Origin of the sequence: Glycomyces dulcitolivorans (genome assembly GCF_003265355.1) — a bacterium.
Classification (GTDB): Bacteria; Actinomycetota; Actinomycetes; order Mycobacteriales; family Micromonosporaceae; genus Glycomyces; species Glycomyces dulcitolivorans.
On the sequence record NZ_QFRW01000316.1, the window covers coordinates 1 to 13,257 of the forward strand.

10 protein-coding genes and 1 tRNA gene are annotated in these 13,257 nt (G+C 70.2%); 5 read left to right on the forward strand and 6 right to left on the reverse strand.

The window, feature by feature from the left end; genetic code table 11:
- Window positions 1-115 precede the first annotated feature (115 nt).
- The 3 genes from DI269_RS22865 to DI269_RS22875 form a co-directional block, all read right to left on the reverse strand.
- Window positions 116-679 (reverse strand): SigE family RNA polymerase sigma factor, encoded by a 564-nt coding sequence (locus DI269_RS22865; RefSeq protein ID WP_198667662.1) that lies wholly within the window; start codon window positions 677-679, stop codon window positions 116-118.
- 221 nt (window positions 680-900) lie between these two features.
- Window positions 901-2,739, reverse strand: coding sequence for a hypothetical protein (locus DI269_RS22870; protein ID WP_157975167.1), 1,839 nt, complete (start codon window positions 2,737-2,739; stop codon window positions 901-903).
- A 136-nt stretch (window positions 2,740-2,875) separates the two neighbouring features.
- A tRNA-Val gene (locus DI269_RS22875) sits at window positions 2,876-2,947 on the reverse strand.
- Between the two features lie 165 nt (window positions 2,948-3,112).
- Between DI269_RS22875 and DI269_RS22880 the strand changes: the two genes are divergently transcribed.
- From DI269_RS22880 to DI269_RS22900, 5 genes are all read left to right on the forward strand, one after another.
- Window positions 3,113-3,820: a DsbA family oxidoreductase gene (locus DI269_RS22880; RefSeq protein ID WP_112140325.1), complete on the forward strand. Its 708-nt coding sequence runs from the start codon at window positions 3,113-3,115 to the stop codon at window positions 3,818-3,820.
- Between the two features lie 87 nt (window positions 3,821-3,907).
- Window positions 3,908-5,059 carry a VLRF1 family aeRF1-type release factor gene (locus tag DI269_RS22885; protein ID WP_157975168.1) on the forward strand — a complete coding sequence of 384 codons (1,152 nt, stop codon included), beginning with the start codon at window positions 3,908-3,910 and terminating at the stop codon, window positions 5,057-5,059.
- Window positions 5,060-5,279: 220 nt separating this feature from the next.
- On the forward strand, window positions 5,280-6,692 hold the full coding sequence (locus tag DI269_RS22890; RefSeq protein ID WP_112140265.1) for an FAD-dependent monooxygenase: 1,413 nt from the start codon (window positions 5,280-5,282) through the stop codon (window positions 6,690-6,692).
- Window positions 6,693-6,879: 187 nt separating this feature from the next.
- Window positions 6,880-7,803: an endonuclease/exonuclease/phosphatase family protein gene (locus DI269_RS22895; RefSeq protein WP_112140267.1), complete on the forward strand. Its 924-nt coding sequence runs from the start codon at window positions 6,880-6,882 to the stop codon at window positions 7,801-7,803.
- A gap of 47 nt (window positions 7,804-7,850) precedes the next feature.
- Entirely contained in the window at window positions 7,851-8,732 is an 882-nt protein-coding gene (locus DI269_RS22900) for an endonuclease/exonuclease/phosphatase family protein (RefSeq protein WP_157975169.1), read from the forward strand.
- Here DI269_RS22900 and DI269_RS22905 read toward each other — a convergent pair.
- The 3 genes from DI269_RS22905 to acnA all read right to left on the reverse strand — a co-directional run bounded on the left by DI269_RS22905 (window position 8,713) and on the right by acnA (window position 13,114).
- Window positions 8,713-9,771 (reverse strand): NAD(P)-binding domain-containing protein, encoded by a 1,059-nt coding sequence (locus DI269_RS22905; protein ID WP_112140327.1) that lies wholly within the window; start codon window positions 9,769-9,771, stop codon window positions 8,713-8,715. The genes DI269_RS22900 and DI269_RS22905 overlap by 20 nt on opposite strands.
- Before the next feature lie 53 nt (window positions 9,772-9,824).
- Window positions 9,825-10,274 carry a DUF3291 domain-containing protein gene (locus DI269_RS22910; RefSeq protein WP_112140329.1) on the reverse strand — a complete coding sequence of 150 codons (450 nt, stop codon included), beginning with the start codon at window positions 10,272-10,274 and terminating at the stop codon, window positions 9,825-9,827.
- Between the two features lie 119 nt (window positions 10,275-10,393).
- A complete protein-coding gene (acnA, locus tag DI269_RS22915) occupies window positions 10,394-13,114 on the reverse strand; it encodes an aconitate hydratase AcnA (protein WP_112140331.1) in 2,721 nt (906 codons plus the stop codon).
- Window positions 13,115-13,257 lie beyond the last annotated feature (143 nt).

The window sequence follows — 13,257 nt, forward strand, 5'->3', positions numbered from 1 at the left end:
CTGCGGCGCGCCGCGGCGACCGCGCGCCCGGTCACGGCGGCCCCGTCGAACCCCGCGGGGGCGTCGGCGGGCAGGCCGCCCAGCTCCTTGCCGAGGAACGTCTCGAAGTCGTCGCTCATGCCTCCTCCTTCGACGGGGCGACCAGCCCGAGCGCCACGGCGGGGCTCTCGAACCGCTTGCGCATCCCGGCGAGCGCCCGCGACGACTGGCTCTTGACCGTGCCGACCGAGATCCCGAGGATCTCGGCGATCTCGGCGTCGGTGCGGTGCTCGTAGTAGCGCAGCACCAGGATGGCCCGCTGCCGCTTGGGCAGGGCGGTGACGTGGCGCCACATGGCGTCGCGGATCGCGCCACGCTCGGTGAAGTCCGAGCCCCGGTCCGATCCGGACTCCCTGATGTAGTCGGTCGGCCGCTCGTGGTTGGTGCGCTTGCGCCACCAGGAGGCGTTGGTGTTGAACAGGATCCGCTTGGTGTAGCTGTCGATCGACTCGGCCGAGCTGATCTTGTCCCAGGCCAGGTACGTCTTGGTCAGCGTCAGCTGCACCAGGTCCTCGGCGGTCGTCCAGTTCCCGGTCAGCAGGTACGCCGACCGCAGCAGCATCCGCGACTTCGCCGCGGCCCACTCGGTGAAGTCCCGGTCCCGGTCCGGCGGCGCATCCGCCGCCGCGCTCTCGCGCACGACGGCACGCGCGCGACCCGACTCTGCCGCGCCGCTCCCGATGTCGAGCGCGACGGCGTTGAAGCTGTGCTGGCGCAGAGGTCCTCCGAATACGCGGGGCGCCGGCGGCGCCGATCGGAGTACCTACGCAGTCATGCCCCGCCCGGGTTGCGCCGGGGCGCAGAAAACTCGAAGGAGCCGGGCCCGCCTCCGCGAGGAGGCGAGCCCGGCCCTGTTGGCGCTTAAGCGATCCCGTACGAGCGGATCGTCTCGTGGGTGACGGTGTTGCCGTTCTCGTCGGCGGCGGTGAACCGCACCGAGGCGTACGCGGCGTCCTCGGGGAGGGCCAGCTGCGCGGTCGCGGTGTTCCCGTCGCGGTCGATCGCCACCGGCGCCCAGGTCGCGCCGTCGTCGAACGAGACCTCGAACGTCATCGCGGCGCAGACCTGCTGGTCGGCGCCCGGCTGCTGCGCGAACTCCAGGGCGATCTCCTGCACGGTCCCGCCCTGCGCCGAGCCGTTCACGACGCCCGAGGCCGCGAACTCGACCACGGACACCGGCAGGACCGGGTTGCCCTGCGGGTCGTAGTCGAACGTCCACTCCGCCGCCGAACGCGTCCCCAGCGGCGTCCACGACGCGTTCCGGTCGGCGCTCGCGGCCAGCGTCAGCTCCCCGGCCGGGACGGCCGCCGCTTCGAGGCCGAGGCCGATCTCCGAGTTCTCGGCGAGCACCTCCCCGTTCTGGGACAGGGTGATCTTCCCGGGCAGGTACTCGCTCTGGATGCCTTCGCCCCCAGTGGAGGACGAGAACATCCAGGGACCGAAGTACAGGCCCTCCATCGCGTCCCACCGGACGAACGTGGCCGGGGGCCAGTCCTGCCCGTTGTTGTCGATGCCCACCGACAGGGGCGCGTTGTTCCAACTCATGTCCTGCACCGAGCCCGCGTCGAGCACTCCGCTGCGGTGGTGGACCAGGTCCCACGCGGACCCGGGGCCGCCCTCGTACGGGAAGTACGCGCGGTGCTCCCACGCGACGTCGCCGCCGGCGGTGTAGAACTCGGTGCGCGAGGACGGCAGGGCGACCTCACCGGTGCTGATGTACATCGACGCCGGGTAGTCCGGATGCTCGGACAGGTCCTGCCGGGTGAAGGAGCCCTTGGTGCCGAGCGCCTGGTAATGCGCTTCGATCCTCGCGAGGTCCTCGTCCTCCACGGGCGGAGTCAGATCCCCGCGGAACCCGCCGGACCCGTGCCGGAACAGGTTGTAGCCGTACGCATCGTCAGTGCTCGTGAGCCCTTCGCGCAGCACGTACCCGACGTCATTGGCGGCCGAAAGCCGGACGCTCGGAATCGCGTACATGTCGCCGCCGGGCAGGGCCCAGAAGCCCAGCCACGCGCCGTCGCCCTCTTCGTGGCCCGGCCCGTAGCTGAAGACGTCGAGCATGACGCTCTCGGTCTCGGCCTCGCGGTCGAGATCGAACCCGACCGGCACCGCCTTGGCGCCGTCCACGAGGACCTCGACCGGGTTCTCCCCGACGCGGATCTCCTGAACCGAGGAGACCACATCGGAGTCGTTCTCCTCGGGTCCCTTGTACATCATGGTGACCAGGTGGTACCGCCCCGGCTCCAGCGCGAGCTCGGCGGTGCCCCCTTCGACGAACTCGGGCCCGCCGCCCTCCGTCGACCCGACCCGCACCCACGACACCGCGAAGGTGTCCGGCGCCGACCCGTCGAGCCATTCACCGGTCACGGTGACGTTCGGCTCGACCTCCGCCGCCGCCTCGAACCCGGAGCCGGGTGAGTCCACATTGAACTCCTCCAAGTCGTACTCGCCCGAGGCGACCTCGTCGACCGCATCGACCGGCACCACGACCCGGTCCCCGTCGGCGTCCTTCCCGACGCTGAACGCCCCGCCTTCCGGCAGCGCCAGCGTCCCGTCGGCCGCGATCCCCACGGTCTCCCCGGTCGGCAGCACCACCTCGTCCGCCGCTTCCACCGGCGCCTCCGCCTGCGCCCCGGCGACCCCGGGCGCGAGCCCGGCCCCTGCCAGTACCGCGACCGCGCCTATCAGCCGTCTCCGCATGAAACCTCCGAACCGGATGGATGTCCTTGTCCCGGTTCATAGGTGCGCGACCCCGCGCCAGGTTGTCCATCGGCCGGACACGCAAAAAGGCCGCCCGCGCGAGCGAGCAGCCTGTGAAGGACCGAATTCCAGTCGGTGGGTGCTACAGGGATCGAACCTGTGACCACCTCGTTGTAAGCGAGGTGCTCTACCGCTGAGCTAAGCACCCTGGGGCGCGATGGGGGCGCGCCGAGCCTGAGAAAGGGTACCTGAACGGGGGCTTGGGCGCGAGTGCAGGGTCTCAGGGGTCGGGCGGGGAGAGGCGCCGCACATCCGGAATTCTGTGGAAGGTTCAAGTGTTGGCCGTGGGGTGACAACGCTTGAGAAGAACACGCTGCGGGTGGACATCTGGTCGGATATCGCCTGCCCTTGGTGCTATGTCGGCAAGGCCCGGTTCGATAAGGCCGTGCAGGAACTCGAAGGGAAGGTCGCCGTCGAGGTGCGGCACCGCTCCTTCGAGCTCGACCCGAACCGCGAGCCCGGTGTGGCCGAGGCCGTGGTGCCGATGATCGCCAAGAAGTACGGCATCAGCCCGGCCCAGGCGCAGGCGAACGAGTACAAGCTCGGCGAGCTCGCCCAGCTGGAGGGCCTCGAATACCGGACCGAAAATCGAGATCATGGGAACACCTTCGATCTCCACCGTCTGCTCCATCTCGCCTCTGACCGGGGCTTGGAGGCCGAGGTCTGGAAGGCGTTCTACATCGCCAACTTCGCCGACGAGGCCTCTATCTTCGACCGCGAGCGCGTCGTGGCCGTCTCCGTGGCCGCCGGGCTCGACGAGGCCGAGGTCAACGCCGTGCTCGACAACCCCGAGCGGTACAAGGACGCCGTGCGCGCCGACGAGGCCGAGGCGGCCGCGCTCGGGGCGAACGGGGTGCCGTTCTTCGTGATCGACGAGAAGTACGGGGTCTCCGGGGCCCAGCCGACCGCGCTGTTCACCGAGATCCTCGAAAAGGCGTGGGACGAGAAGAAGCCCGCGATCACGACGATCGCCGGCGCCGACGACGCCGAGGCGTGCGGCCCGGAGGGCTGCGCGATCTGATCCGGGCGGAAGTGGCGAAACCCTCACGATTGGGCGCGTCCGGGCATATCCTGAGGCGAATTCCGACCAACGAGGAGGCGGTCAGCCATGCCCATGGATCGCGAGACGCAGCTCAAGCTGGTGAACCTGCGGGACGAAGCCGGCGTGCTCTCGCTCTACGTCAATGCGGACCCCCGGCAGGAGGGAGCGACCCCGCCCTGGAAGACCCGACTCGACCAGGGCGTCAAGCAGCTCCTCGAAGCCGTCGACAACGGCACCAGGTCCCTCCTGGGCCGCCGCGTCGAAGAGCTCAAGATCGACATCGAAGCGCTCGTCCACCCCGGCTCGCCCGGGGTCGGGCGGGCGCTCTTCGTCGCACTCGGCACCGGTGAGACCTACACCGTCGGGTTGCAGACGCCCCTGACCGACCGCGTCGCGCTCGGGCCGCGGTCGCACATCGCCCCCATGTTCGGCGCGTGGGCCGAGGGCTCGCCCGTCGGCGTCGCCGTCGTCGACGGCAAGGGCATGCGGCTCTTGGACAGCCGCTTCGGCAAGTGCGAGGAGGTCTCCGGCCTCCTGTTCGAGCTCGACACCTCCGAATGGCGCGTCATGAAGGGCCCCGGCGGGCACGGACGCGACTTCCACAGCTCGTCCACCCAGTACGACCTGTTCGACTACCGCGTCGCCGAGCACCTCCAGAAGTTCCTCGCCGCCGCCCACTCCACACTGGAGGAGCACACGGCCGAGTTCGGCTGGGAGCTCCTCGTCGTCACCGGCGAGCCCGAGCTCGTCGAGGCCGCCTCGAAATCGCTGCGGAACGGCGTCAAGGCCGAGGTCGTGCCCTCGCAGCTGGTGCTCAGCCAGAAGTCGCCCGCGCAGATCCAGCAGGCGCTCGCGCCCGAGATCGCCGCCGCCAGGCGGGCCCGGGACGAGCGGCTCGCCACCGACTTCGCCGAAGCGCCGCCCAGGGCCGCGATCGGATCGGAGGAGGTGCTCGACGCCCTCCAGGGCGGCCGGGTCGACCGGCTCGTCATCGAGCGCGACTCGGTCTGGAGCGCCCGCAAGATCCCCGAGGGCGCGGTCCTTGCCGACGCCGTCGCGCCCGGCGAAGCGGAGGTCGCCACGGCGATCGCCGAAGCGCAGCTCGGTGAGGCGATGATCGAGATGGCGCTGGCGTCGGACGCCCGCGTGTCGATCCTCGGCGAGGGCGTCGACCTGGGGGAGAAGGCCGGCGGGGTGGGGGCGTTCCTGCGCTGGTGACAGCCTCTTGAGTAGCTAGTTAGGTTATGCTAACCTATCTTCGGCAGTTCGAATTAGGGCCGCGAGTCTCTCACCTCTCGCGGCCCTAGCTGCTTTCTCGGGACGTCCCGTTCCTGCCTGCTGCGTCACATTGGGGCCGTCGGGGGTTCCCTGCCGCAGGAATTCAACGTATGTTGAATTCATCAAGCGTTGAATTCGGATCACCCCCAAGGAGCACGCCATGTCCGACCAGCAGCAGACCGAGGTCATCGTCGTTGGAGCCGGGCCCACCGGGCTCCTCCTCGCGGGCGACCTCGCCGAAGCCGGCGTCCAGGTGCTCGTGCTGGAGAAGCGCGGCGCCGAGATCTCGAACCTGTCCCGCGCCTTCGCCGTCCACGCCCGCACGCTCGAAGTCCTCGACGCCCGCGGCCTCACCGACGACCTGTTCGCCCTCGGCGGCAACCGCCTCGGCGAGCTCTTCCTCTTCGGCAGGGCGAAGGTGAAGCTCAGCGGCCTCGACACCCGCTTCCCCGAGGTCCTCATGACCCCGCAGTACAACGTCGAGCGCGTCCTGCGCGAGCGCGCCGCCGCCGCGGGCGCCGAGTTCCGCTTCGGCCACAAGGTGACCGGGATCGACCAGGCCGGCGGCCGCGTCACCGTCCACACCGACCATGGGGACTTCACCGCTCCGTACGTCGTCGGCACCGACGGCGTCCGCTCCGCGGTCCGCGAGGCCGTCGGCATCCCCTTCCCCGGGGAGGCCGTCCTCGAATCGATGATGCTCGCCGACGCCGTGCTCGACGAGCCCCCGGCCCACAGCCCGTCCGTCGGGAGTGCGAACGGCGCCTTCTGCTTCATCGCCGACTTCGGCGACGGCACCTGGCGCGTCATCGCCTGGAACGCCGCCGACCAGCAGGGCGACGACGTCCCCGTCGAGACCCCCGAGATCCGCACCGCCCTCAAGCTCGCGTTCGGCACCGACTTCGGCATGCACGAGCCGAGCTGGTCCTCGCGGTTCCACTGCGACGAGCGCCAGGCCCCGACCTACCGCTCCGGCGGCGTGTTCCTCGCCGGGGACGCCGCGCACTGCCACTCGCCCGCCGGCGGCATGGGCATGAACACCGGCATCCAGGACGCCGCGAACCTGTCGTGGAAGCTCGCCGCGGTCCTGCGCGGCGCCGACGCGGCGCTGCTCGACACCTACGAGGCCGAGCGCCACCCCGTCGGCGAGATGGTCCTGCGCTCCAGCGGCCGGATCATCCGCGTCGCGGCCAACAAGTCGAAGGTCATGAAGGTCGTCCGCGGCGCCGTCCTCGGGACCGCGATGCGCTTCGACACGGTGCAGCACAAGGTCACCGGGCTCATCAGCGGCATCGACGTCCACTACCCGCACGCCCACGGCGAGCACCGCCTCGTCGGCACCCGAGCCGAGGACGTCGACCTCGCGGACGGCTCGCGCCTCTACGAGGCCCTGCGCGGCGGCCGGTTCGTCGTCCTCGACGGCACCGAACCCACTGCGGCCGTTGACGTCGCCTCGGCCGAACCTGACGGCCTGACCCGCGTCGTGCGCCCCGACGGCTACATCGGCTGGGTCGGCGAGGACGACCCCGCGGCGGTCCGGGCCTACCTGGAGGCCTGCGCCGGGAAGCTCTGACACGGACTCATTTCCAGGAAACCGGACGGCGGCGGGCCCTCGCCCGCCGCCGTCTTTCCGTCTCTTATGGCCGTTGGCGGCGCGCCCGCGCGAGTTCGCCGCGCGTTCACCCGCTGAAGGTTGAGACTTGGACTGATATGTCGTTAACTTGCAGTCCATCCGGTTTCATCATGAGATATGAGGTTCAATGACAAACGTCCTCAGTCGACGCGGCGTCCTCGGCGCCGGACTCGCCGTCGGCGCGACGGCGGTCGCCACCGGTGCGTTCTCCGGAACCGCGCACGCCCAGGAGGCGTTCGGCGGCTCCCTCATCGGCGAGCCGAAGCGCGACCAGCTCCACCTGCTCACCTTCAACATCCGCTTCAGAGGCGACCCCACCCCGCATTCCTGGGAGGAGCGGCGCCCGCTCGTCAAGACCGTCCTCAAACGAGAGAAGCCCACCGTCCTGTTCACACAGGAGGGCCTGTACATCCAGCTCCAGCACATGCTGGAGGACCTCGGCGGCGACTACGACTGGATCCACCTCGGCCGTCTCGGCGGCTCGAAGTCGGAGGCCACCGCGATCTACTGGAACACCAAGCGCCTCAAGGTGGTCGAGTACGACCACCAGTGGCTCTCCGACACCCCGCTGCTCATCGGCTCCAAGGGCTGGGGCAACAACGTGGTGCGGATGCTCACGTGGATCCGCTTCCTGGACCTGCGCACCGGCAAGGAGTTCTACGTCGTCGACAACCACTTCGACCACCAGTCGGAGGACTCGCGCCAGAAGGGCGCCCAGATGAACCTCGACGTCATCGCGCCGTGGGTCGAGCAGGGCTTCCCCGTCGTCACCGCCGGCGACTTCAACCAGGTCCCCGACACCCCGACCTACACCATCCTCGTCGACGGCGGCCTGGTCGACTCCATGCTCGCCGCCGAAGAGCAGGTCACCCCGGTGTGGGGCACCTGGAACGGCTGGAACCCCGTCCCCAGCGAGACCGAGCGCCGCATCGACTGGATCCTCACCACCCCCGGGATCCGCGTCCTGAAGGCCGCCGTGAACACCTACTCCAAGGACGGCCTGACCCCGTCCGATCACTGGCCGGCCCAGGCGCTCATCGAGCTGCCGTAACGCCGAAGGGCCTGCGGGGCGCCGGACCCGGCGCTATGGTCGCGACCATGAACGTCCTTCGGACCGCCGCCTCGCAGGACCCGGCGGGCGCGCCGCAGTCTCCCGTCTTGGGCGGTGCGCCGCTCTTCGGGCCGGTCGAGCCGCCGTACGTGCAGCTCATGACCTACAACCTCAAGTCCTCCGGCGCTGCCGAGCACTCGTGGTGGACGCGGCGGCCGCTCGTGAAGGACCTGGTCCGGGCCGAGCGCCCGACCGTGCTGTGCACCCAGGAGGGCCGGTTCCGCCAGCTCATGGAGCTGCGCGAGGACCTCGACGGCTACGACTGGGTCCACCTCGGCCGCCTCGGCGGCTCCCGCTCGGAGTCGACCGCGATCCTGTGGGACGCCTCGCGGCTCGCCCCGCTCGACTACGACCACATCTGGCTCTCGCGCCACCCCGACCGGATCGGCTCGCGCGCCTGGCGGTCGGGCACGGTGCGGATGCTGACGTGGGTCCGCTTCGAGGACAAGGCGACCGGCAAGGACTTCCACGTCGCGAACGTCCACCTCGACCACCGCTCGGAGAAGGCCCGCCGCAAGGGCGCGGCGCTCTGCCGCGACGTGATGCGCCGCTTCCACGGGCCCGCGGTCCTCGCCGGGGACTTCAACTGCGCGCCCGACTCCCGAGCCCACGCGGTGCTGACCGGCGGCGGCCTCGCCGACGCCTGGGCCGCGGCGACCGAGCGCCTCACCCCCGACTGGGGCACGTTCAACCGCTGGAGGCCCGATCCCGCCGCGGGTCCGCGCATCGACTGGATCATGGTGAAATCCGGACCGCGCCGCCAAGAACTGACCGTCCACAAAGCGGGCGTCAACGCCCGCACCGGGGACGGCCTCACCCCGTCCGACCACTGGCCGGTTCAGGCGGTGTTCACGATCGGTCGGAGCTGAGCAGCTCCCGGATCTCCCGCACGGCCGCGCGCCCGGCCCGGTTCGCGCCCACGGTGCTCGCCGAAGGTCCGTAGCCGACCAGGTGGATGCGCGGATCGGCCGCGACCCTGGTGCCGTCCATGACGATCCCGCCGCCCGGCCCGCGCAGCTTCAGCGGCGCGAGGTGGTCGAGCGCGGCCCTGAACCCGGTGGCCCACAGGATGACGTCGGCGGGCACGAAGCGCCCGTCGTCCCAGGCGATCCCGTCGGGCTCGATCCGGTCGAACATCGGGTTGCGGTCCAGGATGCCCGCCTCGCGGGCGGCCTTGACCTCGGGCGTGAGCGGCACGCCGGTGACGCTGATGACCGACTGCGGCCGCAGGCCCTTGCGCACGCGCTCCTCGACCATCGCCACGGCCTCGCGGCCGCGGTCGGGGTTGAAGTCGCCGCTGCGCCACCGCGGTTCGCGCCGTGTCACCCAGGTGGTCGCGGCCGCGTACGGGTGGATCTCCATGAGGTGCTGCATCGCGGAGATCCCGCCGCCGACGACCACGACCCGCTCGCCCGCGAACTCCTGCGGCCCGCGGTACTGCGCGGTGTGCAGCTGCCGGCCGTTGAACTGGTCCTGCCCGGCGTAGCGCGGCCAGAACGGGCGCTCCCAGGTACCGGTGGCATTGATGAGGGCCTTGGCGATCCACACGCCCTTGTCAGTGGCGATTTCGAGGCGCTTGTCGGGGAGCGAGCGCACCGACCGCACCGAGACGGGGCGCTGGACGCGCAGGTCGAACTCCCGCTCGTACGCGGCGAAGTACTCGGAGATGACCCCGGCGACGGGAGTCGACTCATCCGGCTCGGGCACGGCCATCCCGGGCAGCTGGTAGACGCCGTTCACGGTCTTGAACGTCAGCGTCGGCCACCGGAACTGCCACGCCCCGCCCGCGTGCGGCGCGTGGTCCAGGACGACGAACCCGGTCCCGGGCTCGAAGCGCCGCCGCAGGAAGTACGCGGCCGACAGCCCGGCCTGACCGGCCCCGATCACGACGACTTCCACTTCCCGGATCACACCAGGCAAAACGCCTCAGTCAAGCCTCGGATTCCGCGAGGTGAGGCCCTTCACTCAGGCTTCGGAAACTCGGCCTTCATCGTGAACGCCTCGGGCGTCGGCCCCTTCTCCCGCAGCAGCGTCAACCGCTTCTCGGCCTCGGGGACCGTCGGCCGCTCCCCGGCCGGGACCCACCACAGGGCCGTGGCGGCCTCCGCGAGGTGCTCGAACCACTCCCGCCGCCGCTGGAGGAACGGCCGGTGCGCCGGACCGTACACATAGGCCCGGAACGCCTCCGGGTCGGTCCACACCGACATGTTCATGATGAGCCATTCGTCCCCGAAGAACCGGAACGTCGTGGCGTTCTCGCCCTCGGCGTCCATCAGCCGCCACACGAACCCCTCAGCGGCCTCGGCCGCCTCGTTCACCGGCCCCAGGTTGTCCACGAACTCCTTCATCACCGGCGAGTCCAAAGGCTCCCGCATCCGCCCGATGTTCACTTGCGCCAGTTCAAAACCCATGACAGAAGCCTGCCAGCGCCCCGCGCACTCCGTCAACGCCCGCGGCTCGATCCCGGTCGACCTGGATGCGAACGGGGGCGGACCCGATGGGCCCGCCCCCGTCAACTCACTGATGCGTCTTAGCTAGCCAGGAGGCCGCGGAGGACGTACTGGAGGATGCCGCCGTTGCGGTAGTACTCGGCCTCGCCCGGGGTGTCCAGGCGGACCACGGCCTCGAAGGTGGTGACGGTGCCGTCGGGGCTGGTCGCGGTCACGGTGACCGTGTCCGGGATGCCGTCGTTGATGGCGTCGACGCCGGTGATGGCGACGGTCTCCTCGCCGGTGAGGCCGAGGCTCTGGTGCGACTCGCCCTCGGGGTACTGGAGCGGGAGGACGCCCATGCCGATGAGGTTCGAGCGGTGGATGCGCTCGTACGACTCGGTGATGACGGCCTTGACGCCCAGCAGGAGGGTGCCCTTGGCGGCCCAGTCGCGGCTGGAGCCGGTGCCGTACTCCTTGCCGGCGAAGATCACCAGCGGGGTCCCGGCGGCGGCGTAGTTCTGGGCCGCGTCGTAGATCGTGGAGACGGGGCCGCCGTGCTGGGTGAAGTCGCGGGTCCAGCCGCCCTCGGTGCCCGGCGCGAGCTGGTTGCGCAGGCGGATGTTCGCGAAGGTGCCGCGGACCATGACCTCGTGGTTCCCGCGGCGGGCGCCGTAGGAGTTGAAGTCCTTCGGGGACACGCCCTGGGACTTCAGGTACGACCCGGCGGGCGAGTCGGCCTTGATCGAGCCGGCGGGGGAGATGTGGTCGGTCGTGACCGAGTCCCCGAGCTTGGCCAGGACGCGGGCGCCGTGGATGTCCTCGATGGCGCCCGGGGTCGCGGGCATGCCCTCGAAGTAGGGGGCCTTGCGCACGTAGGTCGAGGCGTCGTCCCACTCGAAGGTGTTGCCGGTCGGGATCGGCAGGGACTGCCAGGTCTCGTCGCCGTCGAAGACGGAGGCGTACTCCTTGAGGAACATGTCGCGGCCGATGTTGCTATCGACGACCTCGCGGATGTCCTCGGCCGAGGGCCAGATGTCGCTGAGGTAGACGTCCTGGCCGTCCTTGCCCTGCCCGATGACGTCGGTCGTCAGGTTGAGGTCCATGGTCCCGGCGAGGGCGTAGGCGACGACCAGCGGCGGGCTGGCGAGGTAGTTCATCTTGACGTCGGGGTTGATGCGCCCCTCGAAGTTGCGGTTGCCCGAGAGCACGGCGGCGACGGCGAGGTCGCCGGCCTGGACGGCGGCCGAGGTCTCCTCGGGGAGCGGGCCGGAGTTGCCGATGCAGGTGGTGCAGCCGTAGCCGACGAGGTTGAACCCGAGCTTGTCGAGGTACGGGGAGAGCCCGGCGCGCGTCAGGTACCCGGTGACGACCTGGGACCCGGGCGCGAGCGAGGTCTTGACCCACGGCTTGGAGAGCAGGCCGGCCTCGACGGCGTTCTTGGCGAGGAGGCCCGCGCCGACCATGACGTACGGGTTCGAGGTGTTGGTGCACGAGGTGATCGCGGCGATCACGACGGCGCCGTGGTCGAGCTCGAACTCGCCGGCCTCGGTCTTGACGGTCTGCGGGTTGTGCGGGCGTCCGCCGTTCGCCTTCTGCGCGGGCGAGTCGGAGCCCGGGAAGGACTCCTCGCCGGACTCGTCGGTCACGTAGTTGGCGACGTCGCGGCGCCACTGGTGGCCGGCGTTGTCGAGCTGGATGCGGTCCTGCGGGCGCTTGGGCCCGGCGATGGAGGGCACCACGGTGGAGAGGTCGAGTTCGAGGTACTCGGAGTACTCGGCCTCCTGCGACGGGTCGTGCCACAGGCCCTGGGCCTTGGCGTAGGCCTCGACGAGCGCGATCTGCTCGTCGGTGCGGCCGGTCAGGCGCAGGTAGTCGACGGTGCGCTCGTCGATCGGGAAGATGCCGCAGGTGGAGCCGAACTCGGGGGCCATGTTGCCGAGCGTGGAGCGGTCGGCGACGGGCACCGAGGTGACGCCCTCGCCGTAGAACTCGACGAACTTGCCGACGACGCCGTGGTCGCGGAGCATCTCGGTGATGGTGAGGACCAGGTCGGTCGCGGTGGTCCCGGCCGGGAGGTCGCCGGAGAGCTTGAAGCCGACGACGCGCGGGATGAGCATGGAGATGGGCTGGCCGAGCATCGCGGCCTCCGCCTCGATGCCGCCGACGCCCCAGCCGAGGACGCCGATGCCGTTCTCCATGGTGGTGTGGGAGTCGGTGCCGACGCAGGTGTCGGGGTAGGCGACGCCGTCGCGGGTCATGACGACGCGCGCGAGGTGCTCGATGTTGACCTGGTGGACGATGCCGGTGCCGGGCGGGACGACCTTGAACTCGTCGAAGGCGGTCTGGCCCCAGCGCAGGAACTGGTAGCGCTCGCGGTTGCGCTCGTACTCGCGCTCGACGTTGCGCTGGAAGGAGTCCGGGTGCCCGAAGAAGTCGACGATCACGGAGTGGTCGATGACCATCTCGGCGGGCGCGAGCGGGTTGACCTTGGACGGGTCGCCGCCGAGGTCGCGGACGGCCTCGCGCATGGTGGCGAGGTCGACGACGCAGGGGACGCCGGTGAAGTCCTGCATGATCACGCGGCCGGGCGTGAACTGGATCTCGGTGCTGGGCTTGGCGGCGGGGTCCCAGGAGCCAAGGGCGCGGATGTGGTCCGCGGTGATGTCGGCGCCGTCCTCGTTGCGCAGCAGGTTCTCGAGGAGGACCTTGAGGCTGTACGGCAGCCGCTGGTGGCCCTCCACCTTGTCGATGCGGTAGATGTCGTAGTCGTGTTCGCCGACCCGCAGGGTTTCGCGGGCGCCGAAGGAGTCCGTACTCACCATGAGAGCTCCTCGTCGAGTCAGAACTGAAGGTCGGTCTCAGTCTGCCGCAACCCGAGAGGTCGGGGACCGTGGTCGGGCAGAGCCGCCGACTCTTAAACAGTACGTCCGTCTTATTTAACGGGTCCAACTGTAGCACTCGA